Below are 18,860 nucleotides of genomic sequence, written 5' to 3' on the forward strand. Positions count from 1 at the left end.
CCACCTCGCGAAGCCGGAACATGGAAACAGCCATGACCGACAACGTTCTCCAGACTCTTCAGCGGCTCGTACAGGATGTCATCGCGCCCGACGTGCGCGAACTGAAGGTGCGCCTGACCAGCTTTGAGAAGCTGGTGGACGAGCGCTTTGCCTCGATGTCCAAAGAGATGGACACCCGCTTTTCCTCAATGTCAGAGAACATGGACACCCGCTTTGCCTCGATGTCCAAAGAGATGGACACCAGGTTTTCCTCGATGTCAAAGAGCATGGACACCCGCTTTGCGGCCATGGAAGACCGGCTGGATGCCCAGGCAAGGCAGAATGCAGCGCAGTTTGAAGCAATTCATGCGCAGTTTCAGGTTGTCTTGAGCGCGATCTCCGAATCCCGCGCCCAGGCCGATCTCGCCGGCATGCGCGAGATCGCGCAATTGCGAGAACGTGTTGCCGTAATCGAGTCCCGCCTGCCCGCGAAGGCCAGTTAGTCCTAGCCGTCATCGCTCCGTAATAAAATTCCCTTATGGCGAAAGTTAAAAGCAGCAAGCGTGCGGCCGCAGCCGCTACGCCCGCCCGTGCCGCCTTGGTTGGCGTGGTTATGGGCAGCAAGAGCGACTATGAAGTCCTGGCTCCTGCCATCGAGATTCTCAAGGAATTTGGAATTCCTCACGAGGCGCGTGTCGTCTCGGCTCACCGCACGCCTGACTGGCTCTTCGAGTACGCCGAAAAGGCGGAAGAACGCGGCCTGCGTGTGATCATCGCCGGCGCTGGGGGCGCCGCGCACCTGCCTGGCATGCTGGCTGCGAAGACCCTCGTCCCGGTGTTGGGCGTGCCGGTTCCCGCGACCATGCTCAACGGCATCGACTCCCTGCTCTCGATCGTGCAGATGCCCAAGGGTGTTCCCGTCGGCACCCTCGCCATCGGCAAGCCCGGCGCAGCAAATGCCGCCCTCTTCGCCGCGGAAATCCTCGCCACCACCGACCCCGATCTGCGCAACCGCCTGCGAGCCTGGCGCGAGGATCGCAGCAAGGAAGTCCTGGGCCAGGAGCTGCCGCAGTGACCGAGACTAAAAACGAGAACGCCCAACCTGTGCTGCTTCCCGGTTCCACCATCGGCATTCTCGGCGGCGGACAACTCGGCCGCATGGTCGCCATGGCTGCCCGCTCGCTCGGCTATCGTGTGCAGGTGATGGATCCCGATCCATCCTGCCCGGCCCGCTTCGTGGTCGATGCCTGCTTCGAGGGCGGATGGAGCGATGCCCGCGTGGCCGCTGACCTGGCCCGCGGAAGCGACGTGGTCACGCTCGAGATCGAACAGGTTTCACTCTCCTGCCTGGACGCGGCCGCGAAATATGCTGCGGTGCGGCCTGGGCGCGAGCTGATGCGCATCGTGCAGGACCGCATCCTGCAAAAGAACTGGCTGGCCGAACACGGTTTCCCCCTGGGTGAGTACCGCGCGATCGAGACGGAAGCCGAGATGGTCGAAGCCGTCCCCGCCATCGGCGGCAAGTGCTTCATCAAGAGCGCGCGCGGCGGCTACGATGGCCGCAGCCAGGTAAAGATCGGTTTTGGCGACGCCACGACCGCGTCGGAAGCCTGGAAGCTGCTTGGTGAAAAGCCCTGCGTGGCGGAACAGGCGCTCGATCTCGAAAAGGAAATCTCCGTCATGGTCGCCCGCACACCGGGAGGCGAGACGCGCAGCTTCCACTCGGCTCTGAACCATCATGAAAACCAGATCCTGGCCTGGAGCGTGATTCCGTCGTCCATTCCCGCCGACCTTGAAGCGAAGGCGCAGAAGATCGCCTGCGACATCGCGCAGCAGCTTGGCCTCGAAGGCCTGCTGGCCGTCGAAATGTTTGTCACCCGCGATGGACGCCTGCTGGTCAACGAGCTCGCACCGCGTCCGCACAACAGCTACCACGCCAGCGAACGCGCCTGCGTCACCAGCCAGTTCGAGCAGGCAGTACGCGCAGTCTGCAACCTGCCTTTGGGCGATGTTTCGGTCGTGCAGCCTGCGGCGATCGCCAACCTGCTTGGCGAGGTCTGGTTGAACGAAGATGGCACAGAGCGCGAGCCTCGCTTCGACCTTGCACTTGCGATCCCGGGCGTGCGCGTGCACCTTTACGAGAAGCACAACCCCCGCAAGGGCCGGAAGATGGGGCATCTTTCAGCAGTCGGCAATACGCCGGAAGAAGCAGTAGCTCGCGTACTCGAAGCGGAAAAGTTGCTTTAGAAACAGCGGTCAGCGCGTCCGATGGACGCCGACAGTTAGGGGTTTATTCAGCAAAAGGGGATGGCTTCCGCCATCCCCTTTTGCCTGCTGCGCCTACTCCGTCCTCAGAGCTTCCATCGGTTCAACCGACGCCGCCCGTTGCATGGGCAGGACCGCTGCCAGCAGCCCTGCGGCACCAAGAGTCAGCACCAGCAGCGCCAGCAGACCCGCCTGCTGGGCGAAATGGATCACCGCGACCGAGGCAATCAGCTTCTGCGCCGCCATCGTCAGACCCATTCCGCAGACGATGCCGACCGCCAGCAGAACCGCGACGCGGCGCAGTATCAGGGCGAAGACGCCGCTCCGGGTCGATCCGAGCGCCATGCGGATACCGATGTTCCGCGTTCCCATCTCCACTTCGTGGCTGATCAACCCATAGAGACCGACGACCGCGAGCAGCAGGGCAAGTCCGGCGAAGATGCCGAAGAGCCAGCTCTCCATCCGCTGCATGACCAATTGATCGGCAACCACCTCGCCCATCGTCTCGGGCGCACGGAAAGGCAGCGTCGGATCGACTTCGTGGAAGACCTCCCGCAGCGCCGGAATCACCGCCTTTGGATCTCCCGCGGTCCGCACCATGAGGCTGGTGTGCATCATCAGAGCGCTGAACTCGGCAGGCACCTGCGTGTAGAGCTGGTCCATCTCAGGCATTGCCGGCTGCATCAGGTCCTGGCGAACGCCTGTGACCTCGCCCACGATCTGTGTTTTCTCGTCGGCTTTATCGCTGTCGTCGATATGCTGCCCGGCAGGATTCATGCCGGCAGGCATGAATCTCTTCGCAAAGGCATCGTTGACGATCATCTTCGCCGATTTGTCGGTGGAGTGATCGAGGCCGGGCGAAAGCATGCGTCCCTGGATCAGGCGGCTCCCCACCACGTCGAAGTATCCGGGTGAGACGAAGCGTTGCTCGGCCAACGTGACCTCGTTACCGGGCGCCGGTGGCTGGCCGGTGACATGAATCTCCGAATTCCATCCCCAATCCTGAACAGGCACAAGGTTGATCACGCCGGCGGCGCGAACTCCGGGAAGATGCTTCACGCGCTCCAGCATCGGATCGTAGAAATCCGCCCAGACGTTGCGGTTCAGATAGCGTCCGGGAGAAAGATTGATCTCCGCAGTCAGAACATGCGCCGTGTCGAAGCCGAGGTCCGTGTTGCGGTACCCGGCGACTTCTTTCAGCAGGACGCCTGCAACGACAAGCAGAACCATCGAGAGCGCTACCTGCGAGACGATGAAGACGGAGCGTAGGCGATGCTGTCCGCGCGAAGTTCCTGCCGTGCTACCGCTGCTCCGCAAGGCCAGGCTGGGCGCTACTCCCGAAAGACGCAGTGAAGGATAGAGCGAGGCAGCGATGCTGGTGGTAGCGGATATCGCAACCGCAGCGGCGAGCACCGGCAGGTCCAGGTGCACGTCCGCCCCGCGCTGCATGGCATGGATCAGGAAGGTGCGCAAGGCCGCGAGCAAGAGCCAGGAGAGAAGCACGCCTCCGGCCGCACCGAAAGCAGCGAGGATCAGGCTTTCCGTAAGGCCCTGGCGAACAAGCCGCGCGCGATCGGCTCCGACGGCGGCGCGCAGGGCTACTTCGCGTTCGCGCTTCACGCCACGCGCCAGCAGCAGGCCCGCCACATTCACACAGCCGATCAGCAATATGGCGGCGACAGCAGCGCAGAGTGTCCACAAAGCACCCCTTGTATTGCCTGCCACCGAGTCCGCAAGACGAATGAGCTGGCCTTTGCGCCCGGCATCGGTATCGGGATACGCCTGCCCAATGCCGGAAAGAACAAGGTTCGTGTCGGCTATCGCCTGCTCACGGCTGACACCCGGCTTCAGCAGCGCCACGGTCTGTAGCCAATGAGAGCCGCGACGATCGACCATGGCCGGATCGGGGTGCAGCGGTGTGTAGATCGCCTGGTGCGCGCTCAGCGGATAACGAAAGCCGGCAGGCATGACGCCGATGCAGACGTAGGGATGGCCATCCAGTTCAAGAGTGCGGCCGATAACGTTAGGGTCGCCGCCGAAACTCGTCTGCCATACGTCGTAGCCGAGCACCGCCACATCGTTCTTGCCTGGCTCGTCCTCGCCATGCCGGTAAGTGCGGCCGAGCACGGGCGCGATGCCGAATACGTCGAAGAAATTGTCCGATCCCTGCACCCACCGGAGCGCCACCGGGCCGGACGGCGTTTCGAGGTTCACGCTGTGCGTCGACACCCCGGAGAATGCAGCGAAGGAATGATTCTGCGCCCGGAAGTCCTTGAAGCTTGGCCAGGAGAAAGGCTGCTGATAGCCCTGACGCGAGAGCGTCCTCGGTACGTAGATCCTCTCCGAATGCTGAAAAGGCAATGGCCGGACAATCACCGCATCGACCACGCTGAAAATGGCCGTGGCCGCTCCAACACCGAGCGAAAGAGTAAGAACAGCGATCAGGGCAAAGCCGGGCGACTTGCGCAGCTGGCGAAGGGCGTAGCGAACATCCTGCAGGATCGATTCCATCGAGCGTCTCCGGGCGTGGCAAAAAACAAGCAGCACGCGAGGTGCCAGAAATAGCTCCCCCGTGCCGTTGAATTCAAACCACCTGACGGAGAGAATGTGTCCGATCCCGGCCAGGGCTGTTCGGAGATGAACAGCAGAAGACGTGTTCCTTTACATCTCCTGACGCTTCACTCCTCCCCTATGTAGTAGTTCATAAAGCAGACCTGGTACGTAGTGAAGTAAAACATCATGGGAAACAGGAGCCACCAGAAAGCGGTTCTTGCTGTTGGAACATTCGGGTTAGGAGGAGAAGCCGGGCACCAGCCTTGGCATTTGTAATGAAAGTAAAACCACAGCAGCAGGAAGACGATACCGAACAGAAAGTTGCACTTCATCCAAAGCGTAACCTGCCCGTCGATTCTTGCCGTCCGCGCATCCGGTTCATTCCGGAAAGCTCGCCATACTCTTGCAGAAAGATATGCCTGTTTTGCTCCGAATGTTTTCGCGATGCCCTTCAGGCGCTTGACGATGAACAACACATCCCACCACAACCAGCAAAGCTCGACGAGTCCAGTCGACAAGAGCAGCCCTGCTCCAGCATCTCTCTTCAGTCTTCCCGCATGATCGAGTGTATCGACCAGGTTGTGAACGCTCAGTGCCTGTATTGCACCATAGGTAAGGAAAAGTATCAGGATTTCGATCGTATTGCCGAGAAGATATCGCCTGAGACGCAGCCATTTCCCTTCTCCTGCAGACTCCGGATCGTAGATATGCAGACGGGCGTAATAGAGAAATATGTCCGCTATCTGCTTTGACATAAAGAGCGCACAGGCTATGAGTGTGATCACGGTGTCCCACCCATGCCACTTATCCCAAACCCGATAAGCGCCCTTAAAGAATTCCGTGAGTATCAGAGACAGTACAAAAGGCCAGAGCCGATCCATGCCGTGACGAATATTGCGCGGGGTTATGGGATCCGGCTCGGAAAATCTGCAGACGTATGCGCTGACTTCCAGGTTGCCCGTACTCATGAGTAGTCCTCCATGTGGGGGAGGGACAGTCGAGTAGTCACCTTGCGAGACGAGTCAGGTCGATGTTACCTGGCAAGCTCAGGAGCCTGATTAGAGCACACTTGCCGCGACGAGAATGTGAATGTTCAACGTGCGCAAAGGCAAAAAGAGCGGATGGCCTTCGCCATCCGCCCTCTAGCTGACCGCTCGCGTCCAGGAACGCGCTGACTGCTGCGCTTAGCCGATATCTTCCGACCAGTTCTCAAGCGTCTTCTTCACTTCCGACATGAACTTGCCTGCATCGGCTCCATCGATCGTGCGGTGATCGAAGCCGAGGGTCAGGTGCAGGAAGTGGCGAATGGCGATCGATTCGGTTCCGTCGGCAGCGGTGATGACTGCGGGCTCCTTGAAGAGGCCGCCGATGCCGAGGATGGCTGACTCGGGCTGGTTGATGATCGGCGTGCCGAACTGCTCGCCGAAGATGCCCGGGTTGGTGATGGTGAAGGTGCCGCCGCTGGCTTCGTCCGGCTTGAGCTTCTTGCCGCGTGCGCGCTCGGCCAGGTCCACAATGGAGCGGGCGATTCCGAGGAAGTTCTTCTCCTCAGCCTGCTTGATCACCGGCACGATCAGGCCCCACTCAAGGGCGACGGCGATGCCGACGTTGATGTTCGCGGGGTATTTGATCGAGGTGCCGTCCATCTGCGCGTTGATGATGGGCATCTTGCGCAGGTTGGAGACGACGGCGCGGGTGATGAACGGCATGTAGGTCAGCTTCACGCCGTTGCGCTGCTCGTACTTGTTTTTTTCCTTCTCGCGCAGCTTGACGATCTTCGTGAAGTCGACCTTGAAGACGGTGTGCACATGCGGGCTGGTGCGCTTGGACTCGACCATGCGCTGCGCGATGATCTGGCGCATCTTCGACATGGGAACGACTTCGCCGGGCGCTGGTGCCGGGGCAGCAGGCGCAGCGGGCTTGGCGGCTGCGGGAGCCGGAGCTGCTGCAGGCGCGGCGACAGCGGCGGGAGCCTGCGGCTTGGCAACGCCACCCGCCATGTAGCCCTGCACATCTTCCTTGGTGATGCGTCCGCCTGCGCCGGAACCTGCAACCTGGCTCAGGTCGAGGTTGTTGTCCTTGGCCATCTTGCGGACCAGCGGCGAGGTGCGTCCATGCTCAGCCGAAGCGGCGGCAGGCTCGGCAGCAGCCGGTGCTGCAGCGGCCGCGGGTGCCGGTGCGGCGGGTGCGGCAGGCTTGGCAGCGGAGGGTGCGCCGGCGCCGGTGCTGATGGTGGCGACAACCGTGTTGATCTGGACGGTCGTGCCGGCCTGAACCTTGATCTCGGCCAGCGTTCCGGCTGCGGGCGAAGGAATCTCGGCGTCGACCTTGTCGGTCGAGATCTCAAAAATCGGCTCGTCGCGCTCGACCTTGTCGCCCGGCTGCTTGAGCCACTTGGTGATGGTGCCCTCGAAGATCGACTCGCCCATCTGGGGCATGACCACATCAGTGGTCGCGCCACCGGCCGGGGCAGGCGCGGCTTCTGCTGCCGGAGCAGCAGCCGGAGCGGCTTCCTGCTTCACTTCCGCCGGGGCAGGTGCCGCCGGAGCGGGTGCCGGCGCGCCAGGCGCACCGGACTCGTCGATAACCGCGACGACGGTGTTGATCTGGACGGTGTTGCCACCCTCAACCTTGATCTCCTTCAGGACGCCGGCAGCGGGCGAGGGGATCTCGGCATCGACCTTATCGGTTGAAATCTCGAAGAGCGGTTCGTCCCGCTCGACCTTGTCGCCGGGCTTCTTCAGCCACTTGGTAATGGTGCCCTCAAAAATCGACTCGCCCATCTGGGGCATGACTACATCGGTCGGCATGTGTTTCCTTTCGGCAGTTCGTCAGGGGTTGGGGTGCAAACCCGTTCTTTGCGTAACGTTTGATTATAAATGCCGCCGCGCCTTGACCGCCCGCTTGGTATAACGAAGTCATTGTGGGACACGGAATTCACGGAATCGAAACAACCCTTCTCGCGCTGGTTTCCCTGGTCGCGGTGCTGGGAGCGCTGGCCCAGCGGCTCAAGGTTCCCTACCCGATCGTGCTGCTGCTCGGTGGGCTGGCGCTGACGTTCATCCCCCTGCCGCCGCAGATTTCGCTCAATATTTCGCTGAATCCGCACTTCGTCTTCCTGGTCGTTCTACCGCCGCTGCTCTTTGCCAGCGCCCTCAACACCTCGTGGCGCGAATTCCGCTACAACCTCGTCAGTATCGCCATGCTGGGCGTCGGGCTGGTCGCCTTTACCGTGTTCGGTGTGGCCCTGGTAGCCCACCTCTTTATGCGCGACTTCGACTGGCGGGTGGGCGCCGTGCTGGGCGCCGTCGTCTCTACGACAGACGCCATCGCCGTAGCTGCCATCGCCCGGCGCGTGGGTATGCCCGAGGCGCTGCTGGAGCTGGTCGAGGGTGAAAGCCTGATCAACGACGCAACCGGCCTGTTGGCGCTCCAGTTCACTACCGCGCTGGTCGTTTCCGGTGAGGCTCCGTCGGTATTCCAGGGCGTCGAGCAATTCGTGTGGCTGGTTGTCGGAGGAGCCATCGCAGGCCTGGTGGTCGCCATGCTGATCTCCTGGTTCGACCGGCGCTTCAGTACCGCGGCGCTGCAGACCCTGGTCAGCCTTGCGACACCGTTCTCAGCCTACCTGCTCGGCGAGTCGATGCATGCTTCGGGTGTGCTGGCCACCGTCGCCTGCGGACTCTACCTCGGCCGTGCCCGCTCTGACGTTTACACCACCGAAGCAAGGCTCGACTCGCAGGCGATCTGGAACATGCTGGATTTCGCCATCAACAGCCTCGTCTTCATCGTCATCGGCCTGCAGCTGCCAGTAGTGATGCGCGGCATCCATCCCCTCCACTGGGATCACCTGGTCGGCGGCGCATTGTTCGTCTGTGCCGTGGTAATCGGACTGCGCATGGCCTGGGTCTTCCCCGGCGGCAAGTTCGCCTATTTCATCCGTCGGCGCCTGCTCGGCCAGCCGCTTTCGAAGCCGAATCCGCGTGAGATGGTCGTGGTCGGCTGGAGCGGCATGCGCGGAGTGCTCACGCTCGCGGCCGCGCTCTCACTGCCGGAGCTAACGGATACCGGTCAGGCCTTCCCGCATCGCCAACTGCTGATTTTTCTCGCCTTCTCCGTAATCCTGGTCAGCCTGGTCGGACAGGGGCTTTCGTTGCCCGCGCTCATGCGCAAGTTGGGTGTGTCGGAAAGCCCCGAGCGCATGGATGAGGAGCGTGAGGCGCGCCGGCGCCTGCTCGAGGCCGCCATCGACCACCTCGAAGCAATCGACACCTCCAGCGATGACGCCGAAGGCGAGGCCGTTTCTGTACTCGAGCGCGTCTATCGTCAACGACTGAAGGGCGTTACCGAAGAAGACCAGGAAGCGGCGAAAGACGTAAACCTTCGCTACAAACGCCTGGTTGCGGAAGCTCGCCAGGCTGAGCGCGACGAATTGAATCGTATGAGATCGCAGGGCAGCATGCACGAGAGCATTCTGCGTGAGCTCGAGCGCGATCTCGACCTCGCGGAGCTGCGCTGGCGTAATCCTGCCTCATCCTAGAAAGATTCTTTTGCCAGAAAGAGTCTTGACTCGTCCCTTCATACCTGTTTACTCTAGGCCTGCTTGAAAAAGGTATGGCGTTGACAGGAAAAAATACAGCACGCGATCTCTTCCCCGGCGCGCTCGAGATGATGATTCTCGAGTCGCTTCGCCGTCAGCCGGCGCATGGCTATGCGCTGGTGCAGCACATCCAGCAGCGGTCGAACAATCTCCTTCAGGTCGAGGAAGGCTCGCTCTATCCCGCGCTCCAGCGCCTGCTCAAAGACAAGCTGGTCAAGGCCGAGTGGGGCATCTCCGCAACCAACCGCCGCGTGCGCACTTACACCATCACCGCCGCCGGGCTGCGCCACCTCGAGAAAGAGATCTCGAGCTTTGAGCGCATGTTCGAGGGCATTTCCCTCGTGCTGAATCCGGGCAGAGCCACTTCCTAAGACTGGAGAGCCAGCATGAACTGGTTCCGTCGTATCTTTCATCGCGAAGACATTGCACAAGAACTGGCCGAAGAGATGCGCGTGCATCTCGAAGAGAAGATCGAAGCCTTCGAACGCGAAGGCATGAGCCGCGATGAAGCCGGGCAGGCGGCGAGACGCGCCTTCGGCAACACCACCGTGATAGCAGAACGAAGCCGCGAGACCTGGCAGTGGCCACGCATCGAGAACATCTGGACCGATGCAAAATATGCTCTGCGACAGTTACGAAATGCGCCTGCCTTCGCAGCAACCGCAATCTTGACGCTTGCGCTCGGCATCGGCGTGAATACCTCCATCTTCACCGTCTTTCAGCAGGTGTTGCTGAAGACGATGCCGGTGCACAGGGCGGAAGAACTGGTACTGCTTGAAGAGCACTCGCGTTTCGAGACCGGTACGCTCAACGCGTATGCAGGCAGCCAGAAACAATATTTTTCCTATCCCGCATACGAGGCCATGCGCTCGAATCGTGTGACCAGCGATATGGCCGTTTCAGCGTTGTCCCCTGTCGTGCTCACAACTCATAAGCTGACGGAACGCGCTGACATGCAGTTTGTGAGCGGCAACTACTTTGACGTGTTGGCCCTGCAGCCATTGCTGGGCAGGCTTCTTACTCCGGCTGACAATCGACTGCACGCCGGCAATCCTGTCGCCGTTGTGAGCGAAGCATACTGGCGGGCTCACCTGGGCGCAGACGCCTCGCTTTTGAACCAGACCATCCTGCTGAATAACGCCCCTGTCACTTTGATTGGTATCGTTTGCCACCAGGGCCTGATGGACGGCAGACCTGTGGCTTTCTTTGTGCCTGTCGCCATCCGGCAACTGATTTCGCCAGGACATGGCGACCCTATGTCCGACCCCTTGAACGTATGGCTGAATATTGTTGCGAGACTTGCACCCGGCGTGACACGGACACAGGCCGAGAGCCAGCTAAACACCCTCTGGTGGAATTGGCGTCGCGACACCCTGAGTATCGAGAAGGATGAAATCGGCGACCGAACCGGATGGCTCCAGACACACCTGAGCGTGGTGAAGGGTTCGCGAGGCATCTCGATCTTCGAAGAAGATTTCGGTCAGCCCGTTGCGGTCCTGCAAACAATGGCCGTTATCGTTCTTCTGATCGTGTGCGGCAACATCGCCAACCTGCTGCTTGCCCGGGCGATCCGCAGGCACTCGGAACTTGCGATGCGCGCCGCACTCGGCGCAAGCCGTCAGCGCATCTTTCAGCAGGTCATTATTGAGGGTTTGATTCTGGGACTGATTGGAGCGGCGTGCGGGTTGCCGCTCGGTTTGCTCACGCTTCGCTTACTGTTGCAGGCAACGCCGGAGACAGACGTTCTGCATCTAGCTCTTGCCTCACACATCGATTGGCGCATCGTTGCCTTTAGCATCGCAGCCGGAATTCTGACGAGCGTGCTCTTCAGCATTGGGCCAGCCGTTTTAAGCACCCGCATCGACCTACAGCAATCGCTGCATGGACGCAGCGGCGCTGCCACAGCAGGTTCCAGCAACCTGCGCAGCGTGCTTGTGGTCGCACAGATTGCGTTGAGCCTTGGCCTGATGGCTAGTGCCACGATCTTTGCCTGTAACCTCTACAGGTTGCGCAACATCAAACCAGGGTTTGCGACCAGCCATGTCCTGACGTTTTTTGTCGATGCCATGGAGCAGGGAAGATCGGCGGCAGTTGCGAAGCAGGAATATGAAGACATCGTCGCAGGTGTAAAACGTCTTCCCGGTGTAACTAGTGTCGTTTACGCGCAGCGGGGATTGATCAGCGGCAATGAAGGTGGCAGCAACGTCAGTGTTACGGGCCACGTCAATATCCCCCAGGACCCTTTTCCGGATGCAAATGCGATTGGTCCCGGCTTCTTCTCCGCGATGGAAGTTCCGCTCCTCGCTGGACGGGAATTTACAGAGGCCGATGCAGTTCCCGATCACAAGGCTGTCATCGTCGATGAAGCCTTCGTCCGGTATTTCTTCGGTGGAGATATTCAGCGCGCCTTAAGAGGATCTGTTGGTTTCGGTTCTCATAAGCCCGATATCCCAATTGTTGGTGTAATCCCAACCATTCATGCAACCAATCTCGCGAAAGATCCATGGACTCCCTTCGTCTACATTCCCTGGACGGTGTCGCCTGATCTCGGCACGCACACGCGGGAACTGCCGTTGAACTTTTACGTGCGCACTACAGGTGATCCGAAAGAGCTTACGAATTCAGTAAGGGCGCTCATCCATTCCATCGATAGCAGCCTTCCTATCGATGAACCTGAAACCATGCAGGAGCACATCGGCGATTTACTCTTCAGCCAGAAGCTCATCACGATGCTCTCTGCAGCGATGGGCTCGCTCGCACTGCTGCTCGCTGCCATCGGCCTGTATGGGGTTCTCGCCTTCTCCGTCACTCAGCGGACACGAGAGATCGGCATTCGCATGGCTCTGGGCGCGGACCGGCGTTCGGTATCGGCGCTTGTGTGCAGGCAGGTAGCAACGCTGGTAGCCGCTGGCTCGGTGATCGGGTCACTGATCGCATGGGCCGCCGTACGTACGCTGATCAGTCGCGACAAGGACCTTGCCAATGCGCCATGGTGGCTGTTCTGTATCACGGGAGCAGTCATGCTCCTGGCCATTGCCGTCGCAACGATGCTGCCTGCTCGCCGGGCTGCATGGATCGATCCAATGAAGGCACTGCGCGCAGAGTAGAAGGAGGACCAGCATGAACTGGTTCCGACGTATCTTTCGACGTGAAGAGATAGCCACCGAACTGGCTGAAGAGATGCGCTCGCATCTTGAAGAGAAGATCGAAGCACTGGAGCGCGAAGGACTGAGCCGCACGCAGGCGGAGCAGGCAGCGAGACGCACTTTTGGAAACGCAACCGTCATCGCCGAGCGCAGCCGCGAGACATGGCAGTGGCCGCGTATCGAGTCATTTTGGGGTGATGCGAAATATGCTCTGCGGCAGTTACATAAGTCCACCGCCGTCTCGCTGATCGCCATTGCCACCATTGCGCTGGGCATCGGTGCAAGCGTGGCGATCTTCACCCTCTCCTGGAACATCATCCTAAAAACCCTCCCCGTTCCACATCCAGAACGGCTCGTCAGCTATGAGTTGCGCGATAACAGCATCCTGCATGGGCTGAGCGGACCGTTTTACAAGCTGCTACGCGAACGGCAGACAACCAGCAGCGACCTGATGGCGTGGACCGATACGATTACGCTGCGCTCCCATGAGCGGTTCGGCGTTCGTGCCGGTTCGCAGACATCACTCGAAGACCTTGAGTTCCTTTCATCGAACAGTTTCGATGTGCTGCAGCTTGAGCCGTCTCTGGGCCGCGGCTTTGCAGCGCAGGACGACAATGCCTCGATCCTGCCGGCGATCCTCAGCTACGACTACTGGAAGAATCGCTTCAACAGCGACACCTCGGTGCTGGGTCAGCAGCTTGTCATCGGCGATCATCCTGCGGTCATCGTCGGCGTGATGCCACGGGCCTTCGTCGGGCTCACCGCCAACCTGCGTCCTGCGGTGTTTCTGCCTCTCACCGCCGTAAACATCTTCTTTGACAAGGACGAGCTCACGGCACCATGGCCAACTCACTCGGGCTTCTATGCCATGGGCCGGTTGAAACCCGGACGTACGGTCGCCGAGGCCATTGCCGAGGCGCACGCGATGGAGCCGACGCTGCGCAAGGATGCAGACCCGTCGCGCATCTTTCTTGCCGAGTATTTTCCTTCGCTGCGACTCTACGTGCGCGAAGGCTCGAGCGGCCTTTCCTGGCTGAAAACAACATACGAGCAGCCGTTGCTCGTGCTCGAACTCCTCGTAGCGCTGCTGCTGATTCTTTGCGCGGTGAATACAGCCATCGTGATGCTGGCTCGCGTCAGCGGACGCCAGCAGGAGTACGCACTGCGCGCCGCGCTCGGCGCATCAAGGCAACGCATCGTCTCCCAGGTTCTGCTGGAAACGCTGATGCTGGCCGTTCCCGGTTCGATTGCCGGAATCTTTCTTGGCTGGGCCGGGGTACGCGCACTCGTCGCGATGCTCGCCTTCGACGGGCCTCCACAGCCGCTCGATCTTCGCCCGAATGCAACCATCCTCGCGGTCAACGCAGGCATCACGATACTGGTCGCGCTGGGTGCGGCGGCCGTACCGGCGATGCGCGCCGCAGGCACGGCTCCCGCACTCGATCTCAAAGTAGCTGGCCGGAATCTCTCGAAGAAGCAGCTGGGCGGATGGGCGATCGCACTGCAGGTCGCAGTGAGCATCTGCATGGTCAGCACCGCGGCAACTCTCAGCGACACGCTGCTGCATCTGCAGATGTCGCGGACGGGCTTCAACTTTACCAATGCGGCAGCAGCCTCCATTGACGTCACCGCGCTGAAGCTGACCGATGCGCAGTCGAACCAGTTGTTCCAACGCTTCTTCAGCTCTGTAAAGTCGCAGCCGGGCGTGGTCGCAAGCGCACACGTCGGCCCGCTCCCGCTCAGCGGCCATTTCATGGTTACTCGGGCTTTCTCGTTCGATCGCCAGCACAACGTGCACAGCCAGCAGACCATGACCATGGCGCAGGTCTCTGCGGGCTATTTCGAGGCCGCGGGCACGCGCATTCTCGCCGGCGATCCCACGCCCGCGAGTGCAGGCCAGTCCTGCGTGCTCGGCCGGACACAGGCTGAAAGCTTCTTTCCCGGTGAGAGCGCTGTAGGGCACCAGGTTTATTTCTCGACCTTCGGCAAGCCCGATGGCACGGTTGTCGATCCTAAGAAGTCCTGCCGGGTCGTGGCGGTTGCTGAGGATGCGAAGTTCGTCTCTCTGCACCGTCCCGCGCCGCGCCTTATGTATCAGTTCGTTCATCTCGACTCTGTGGCCGAGTTTGCACCGAATGACATGACCCAGATCATCGTGCGCGCAAAGTCAGACGATCTCGCCCTGGCGGCCCTGCGCGCCGCTGCTGCCGCAACGCTTCCCACGGGAGCAACCATAAAGCCACGCAGCTTTATCGATCTGGCGCACGACGATCTCAGCCGTGAGCGCATGCTCATGCTGCTTTCGAACAGCTTCGCGGCATTGGCGCTGCTTCTCACATCGCTCGGCTTGTATGGGCTGCTGATGCGCTCCGTAAACCGGCGCATTTACGAGATCGGTATTCGCCTGGCGCTGGGCTCACCACGCAGCGGAATCATCTCGACTGTGGTTCGCCGCACTTTGTATTACACCGCCGCAGGCATGCTGGCCGGCACGGCCATCGCGTTCGTCATCGGTCAAACTATCAGTCATCTGCTTGGAATCAATGCCGGCAGCGCGCTATCCGGTTACTTTATTGCGGCGGGAGTCATGCTTGCCGTGATCGCGCTCTCCGTCGTGCCCCCGGTGCGGCGCGCGACCGCGGTCGACCCCATGCGGGCGTTACGGGCGGAATAAAAAAGGCCGACATGAATGTCGGCCCTCGTGTTCTGTCTGAAATTTAGATGACTCGTAGCAACAGCAGGATGATCAGGATCAGAAGGATGAGGCTAATGCCGCCACCGCCGTAGTATCCGATGCCGGGCCCCATGCGATAACCGCCAAATCCGAACAGAAGCAGCAGGATAATGAGAATCACGAGCATAGTTGTTCTCCTTTATTCGATCGCCCTTTCACGCATTGCGCTAGAGCGGCAACGACAGACTGATAGAGCCTTTGCGCGAAAAAAGGGTTGCACAACCGGCGCTAAATCGACGCCGTCTCACGTGCTCCGAGGCCAGCCGCGTCGAGGGTAGCCTGCACCATGGCGTCAAAGCCCATGCAGGAATTGAGCATCAGATGGTACAGCCGCCGGTCCGTCCAGTCCTGGTTGAAGTAGCGGCGGATATATACCGCTCGCCTGCGGTCCGTGGCTGCCAGTTCCTGCTCGGCGAATCTCGCCTGCTCCGGAAACTGCTCTTCAAACCACTTCACCTTCCGCCATTGCGAGGCATAAACGAACACATGAAACGCGCCCGGCGTGCGGGCGAGAATGGGTGCGGCGCCGCGGCCCACAATAACGCAGTTGCCCTGCTCCGCAAGCTGCTCGAGATAGTCCCGGACGAAAAGCACCATGTTGTCGCTGTCGAATAGCTCAGTCTCAGGCGCGACCGGCAGCCGCTGCAGCGAGCCGTGCCAGAAGGCTTTCCCAAAACGGTAATACCACGGGTCAAGCCGCTCGTCGCAGCTTTCGGCAAGGTTTGGAGCGACGCCGGCCTTCTTCGCAATTTCTTCAATAAGGCACTGATCGACCAGCTTCCATCCAAGCCTGTCGGCAAGGTGGTGAGCGTATTCCGCGCCGCGGCTTCCATACTCGCGCTCCACGGTGATGGTCTTAATCATTGAGGCAGACTCCCGGAGAAAAGGCGTGCCGAATGATAACGCTCCGTCATTTCCGGGGCAACAGTCGTTTTCCTCCGGTTCCCTTCGGATATGCCTTACTGCTTGAACTCCACGAGGGTGGCCCCGGCGCCACCCTCGTTCTGGCCCGGTTCGGTCACGGCCGCCACCTGCGGATGCCGCCGCAGCCACTCACGCAGCGTGCGTCGCAGGATACCCATGCCGGTACCGTGAATCACTCGGATCCGCGGCAAGCCGGCGAGGAAGGCACGGTCGATGAACTTCTCAACCTCGTCCTGCGCCTCGTCCGCTGTACGGCCGATCACGTTGATCTCGTAGCCGATATTGTCCGGGTCGGCTACGGATACTGAAACACCGCGGCGATTCCGCGCCGCCTGCAACGGCGTCTGGGGCGCTCCCGGCTGCGTGTGCGCCGTATGGATGACCTCTGCAATTTCGTCGCGGGCTACCCGCATTTTCATCGGACCCACGGCCACTTCAAAGGTCTTATCGTCTATCTGCCGTTGAACGATGGCCGTCTTGCCCAGGCTGCGCAGCTTGACGGTATCGCCCTGCGACACGCGCTTTGCGATGTGCGGCTGCGCGTTTGCATCGTTCTTGTCGGCGCCGGTATGGTCGGCCACGACCGCGGAGTTGAAGCTTTCGGAAAACTCCCTGCGCAGGCGCGCAATGCGGCGCTCTGCCTCTTTCGAAAGCTTGGTCTGGGTAGCGCGGTCGTCGATGGCCTTCACCGTCTCGCGTGCCTGGTACTCGAAGTCCTTGAGCAGCGAGGCCAGCTTCTGCTCCATCTCACGGACGCGCGCGCGCCACTCCTTCATGCCCTCGGTTTCCAGGCGATGCCGCTCGCGCTTCAGTTCGCCTTCGAGTTGCTGCACGCGCAGGCGCTCTGTTCCGAGGTTGCGCAGCTGGTCGTGCAGGCTATCCAGAAACTTGCCGATGTCGAGCGTCTGGGTGCTCAGTCGCGAGCGCGCAGCCGCGATCATCTCTGGGTCAAGACCGAGACGCGCAGCGATGTTAATGCCTGCCGAGGCACCGGGCACGCCCTGCCGCAGCTCATAGGTCGGCGCAAGGGTCTGCTCGTTGAATCCGACAGCTGCGTTGAGCACGCCTTCCGTGTTTTCCGCATAGATCTTGAGCGAGGTGTGGTGCGTCGAGATGATCGACCAGGCACGGGCCTTCAGAAAATGCTCTGCGATAGCAACGGCTAACGCTGCGCCCTCTTCAGGATCGGTAGCCGAACCCAGCTCGTCGAGCAGAACCAGCGATCCGGAATCTGCCAGCCTGGCAATGCGGTTCAGGTTAACGATGTGAGCCGAGAAGGTGGAGAGATTCTGCTCGATCGACTGCGCATCGCCGATGTCGGCAAGAAACGCGTCGATGATCGGCAGCCGCGCTTCTTCCGCAGGCACCGGAACGCCGCTCTGCGCCATGATGGCCAGCAGGCCGGTCGTCTTGAGGCCAACGGTCTTGCCGCCGGTATTGGGACCGCTGATGATAAGCTGCCGGTCTTCATCGTTGAGCTCGAGGCTCAACGGCACGATGCTGCCGCCCTGCGCACGCAGACGCTTTTCAAGTAGCGGATGACGCGCCTGCCGTAGCGCCAGCTCGGCGGCAGTAAAGATTGGCGCGACACAGCGGTAATCCAGCGCAAAGCGGGCGCGGGCCTGCAGCGTGTCTACCTGTGCCAGCACGGTCGCACCTTCGAGGATCACCGCGGCATACTGCCCTATCTGCCGCGTCATCTGCGTAAAGATGCGGTGGATCTCCACCTGTTCTTCCTCGAAAAGCCTGACCAGGTCGTTATTCAGTTCAATGGTTTCGAGCGGCTCCACATAGACGGTCTGCCCGCTGGAGCTCGCACCATGCACCACGCCCTGCACGCGGCGCTTCCACTCCGCCTTTACGGGAATTACGAAGCGCTCGCCACGGATCGTGATGAGATCATCCTGGGTCGAGCCGCCTTCTGAGAAGCGGCGTAGCGCCGAACGCAGGCTGCTTTCGATGGCGCGCTGCTGCCGTTCCATTTCACGCCGGATGCGGCGCAGCTCGGGCGAAGCATCGTCGGTCAACGAACCATCGGGCAGGATGCGTGCCCTGAGCGACTCGACAAGCGGCGACAGTGGTGAGCTGAGCAGCGAACCTGAGAGCACGCGCAGCTCCTGCAACTCCTCTTCCAGTGCCTCGGGCGGCGCGCTCACCAGCGCGACCCATCCGGAAATGTCATCGGCCAGGTTCACCACTCGGCGTATCTCTTCGGCCTCGAGCGTGGCGCCCTCGATGCGCGACTTGGCCAGATCCTGAGACGGATCGAAGAGAGCGCCGATCGACGGACGCGCCCCGGCGGCCATCAGGCGCATCATTTCGGCGACGAGCGCATGCTCGCGTGCTATCCATGGGGAGTCTGTCGAGGGCGCCAGCTGCCGCAGCCATAACCGGCCAACTTCAGACTGGGCGTAGCCGGCAAGCAGGTCCAGGAAGCGTCCCCACTCGAGCACAGAGGGGCTAAACTCGTTCACAGGCGCCGGAATGGGGTGTGTCAGGGGCATAGTTTCATCCTACCGCCCTTCGCAGCAGGAACCACCCAGCCGGCGGCCGCGTATATTGATCAGGTCTTCCTCACTGGGAGACCTGATGTAGGAGGGCCACTTCATGTTCTGCAGCGCCTGCGGTCAGCCTGTGAATTCCCCCCAACCTTTCTGCT

At 60.9% G+C, this 18,860-nt stretch carries 13 protein-coding genes; 7 read left to right on the plus strand and 6 right to left on the minus strand.

The features are described 5' to 3' along the window. Positions 1 to 32: 32 nt before the first annotated feature. Genes LJD29_RS07860 through purK form a run of 3 tightly spaced genes read left to right on the plus strand, consistent with a single transcriptional unit; the run spans position 33 to position 2,226 of the window. On the plus strand, positions 33 to 482 hold the full coding sequence (locus tag LJD29_RS07860) for a hypothetical protein (RefSeq protein WP_446745202.1): 450 nt from the start codon (positions 33 to 35) through the stop codon (positions 480 to 482). A gap of 35 nt (positions 483 to 517) precedes the next feature. Further along, on the plus strand, positions 518 to 1,054 hold the full coding sequence (gene purE, locus LJD29_RS07865) for a 5-(carboxyamino)imidazole ribonucleotide mutase (RefSeq protein ID WP_446745203.1): 537 nt from the start codon (positions 518 to 520) through the stop codon (positions 1,052 to 1,054). After that, on the plus strand, positions 1,051 to 2,226 hold the full coding sequence (gene purK, locus LJD29_RS07870; protein ID WP_446745204.1) for a 5-(carboxyamino)imidazole ribonucleotide synthase: 1,176 nt from the start codon (positions 1,051 to 1,053) through the stop codon (positions 2,224 to 2,226). Before purE ends, purK begins: the two co-directional genes overlap by 4 nt. A gap of 93 nt (positions 2,227 to 2,319) precedes the next feature. On the opposite strand, the gene LJD29_RS07875 is transcribed toward purK, so the two are convergent. From LJD29_RS07875 to sucB, 3 genes are all read right to left on the minus strand, one after another. After that, entirely contained in the window at positions 2,320 to 4,755 is a 2,436-nt protein-coding gene (locus LJD29_RS07875) for an ABC transporter permease (RefSeq protein ID WP_446745205.1), read from the minus strand. 167 nt (positions 4,756 to 4,922) lie between these two features. Beyond that, a complete protein-coding gene (locus tag LJD29_RS07880; protein ID WP_446745206.1) occupies positions 4,923 to 5,765 on the minus strand; it encodes a hypothetical protein in 843 nt (280 codons plus the stop codon). Between the two features lie 216 nt (positions 5,766 to 5,981). Then, complete coding sequence (gene sucB / locus LJD29_RS07885; protein ID WP_446745207.1) at positions 5,982 to 7,607, minus strand: 2-oxoglutarate dehydrogenase, E2 component, dihydrolipoamide succinyltransferase; 1,626 nt, start codon at positions 7,605 to 7,607, stop codon at positions 5,982 to 5,984. Between the two features lie 113 nt (positions 7,608 to 7,720). Here sucB and LJD29_RS07890 point away from each other — a divergent pair, with 113 nt between their 5' ends. The 4 genes from LJD29_RS07890 to LJD29_RS07905 all read left to right on the plus strand — a co-directional run bounded on the left by LJD29_RS07890 (position 7,721) and on the right by LJD29_RS07905 (position 15,217). Beyond that, positions 7,721 to 9,337, plus strand: a complete 1,617-nt coding sequence (locus LJD29_RS07890; protein ID WP_446745208.1) for a Na+/H+ antiporter — start codon at positions 7,721 to 7,723, stop codon at positions 9,335 to 9,337. Positions 9,338 to 9,411: 74 nt separating this feature from the next. Next, positions 9,412 to 9,768: a PadR family transcriptional regulator gene (locus LJD29_RS07895; RefSeq protein WP_446745209.1), complete on the plus strand. Its 357-nt coding sequence runs from the start codon at positions 9,412 to 9,414 to the stop codon at positions 9,766 to 9,768. A 15-nt stretch (positions 9,769 to 9,783) separates the two neighbouring features. Further along, positions 9,784 to 12,504, plus strand: a complete 2,721-nt coding sequence (locus LJD29_RS07900; RefSeq protein WP_446745210.1) for an ABC transporter permease — start codon at positions 9,784 to 9,786, stop codon at positions 12,502 to 12,504. 13 nt (positions 12,505 to 12,517) lie between these two features. Then, positions 12,518 to 15,217, plus strand: a complete 2,700-nt coding sequence (locus tag LJD29_RS07905; RefSeq protein ID WP_446745211.1) for an ABC transporter permease — start codon at positions 12,518 to 12,520, stop codon at positions 15,215 to 15,217. A gap of 43 nt (positions 15,218 to 15,260) precedes the next feature. Here LJD29_RS07905 and LJD29_RS07910 read toward each other — a convergent pair whose 3' ends face one another. From LJD29_RS07910 to LJD29_RS07920, 3 genes are all read right to left on the minus strand, one after another. Next, entirely contained in the window at positions 15,261 to 15,404 is a 144-nt protein-coding gene (locus LJD29_RS07910) for a DUF3309 family protein (RefSeq protein ID WP_446745212.1), read from the minus strand. A 101-nt stretch (positions 15,405 to 15,505) separates the two neighbouring features. Further along, complete coding sequence (locus tag LJD29_RS07915) at positions 15,506 to 16,141, minus strand: cytidylate kinase-like family protein (protein WP_446745213.1); 636 nt, start codon at positions 16,139 to 16,141, stop codon at positions 15,506 to 15,508. A gap of 95 nt (positions 16,142 to 16,236) precedes the next feature. Next, the gene (locus LJD29_RS07920) at positions 16,237 to 18,705 is read right to left on the minus strand and encodes an endonuclease MutS2 (protein WP_446745214.1); all 2,469 of its coding nucleotides are present in this window, start codon (positions 18,703 to 18,705) and stop codon (positions 16,237 to 16,239) included. Positions 18,706 to 18,860: the final 155 nt, after the last annotated feature.

The organism is Silvibacterium acidisoli (assembly GCA_022870745.1).
In the GTDB taxonomy this organism is placed as follows: Bacteria; Acidobacteriota; Terriglobia; order Terriglobales; family Acidobacteriaceae; genus Silvibacterium.

Bases quoted from the DNA above. Each gene is read 5' to 3' on its own strand.
- LJD29_RS07860 (WP_446745202.1), top strand. From the start codon at position 33: ATGACCGACAACGTTCTCCAGACTCTTCAGCGGCTCGTACAGGATGTC.
- purE (WP_446745203.1), top strand. From the start codon at position 518: ATGGCGAAAGTTAAAAGCAGCAAGCGTGCGGCCGCAGCCGCTACGCCC.
- LJD29_RS07875 (WP_446745205.1), bottom strand. From the start codon at position 4,755: ATGGAATCGATCCTGCAGGATGTTCGCTACGCCCTTCGCCAGCTGCGC.
- LJD29_RS07880 (WP_446745206.1), bottom strand. From the start codon at position 5,765: ATGAGTACGGGCAACCTGGAAGTCAGCGCATACGTCTGCAGATTTTCC.
- sucB (WP_446745207.1), bottom strand. From the start codon at position 7,607: ATGCCGACCGATGTAGTCATGCCCCAGATGGGCGAGTCGATTTTTGAG.
- LJD29_RS07895 (WP_446745209.1), top strand. From the start codon at position 9,412: ATGGCGTTGACAGGAAAAAATACAGCACGCGATCTCTTCCCCGGCGCG.
- LJD29_RS07900 (WP_446745210.1), top strand. From the start codon at position 9,784: ATGAACTGGTTCCGTCGTATCTTTCATCGCGAAGACATTGCACAAGAA.
- LJD29_RS07905 (WP_446745211.1), top strand. From the start codon at position 12,518: ATGAACTGGTTCCGACGTATCTTTCGACGTGAAGAGATAGCCACCGAA.
- LJD29_RS07910 (WP_446745212.1), bottom strand. From the start codon at position 15,404: ATGCTCGTGATTCTCATTATCCTGCTGCTTCTGTTCGGATTTGGCGGT.
- LJD29_RS07915 (WP_446745213.1), bottom strand. From the start codon at position 16,141: ATGATTAAGACCATCACCGTGGAGCGCGAGTATGGAAGCCGCGGCGCG.
- LJD29_RS07920 (WP_446745214.1), bottom strand. From the start codon at position 18,705: ATGCCCCTGACACACCCCATTCCGGCGCCTGTGAACGAGTTTAGCCCC.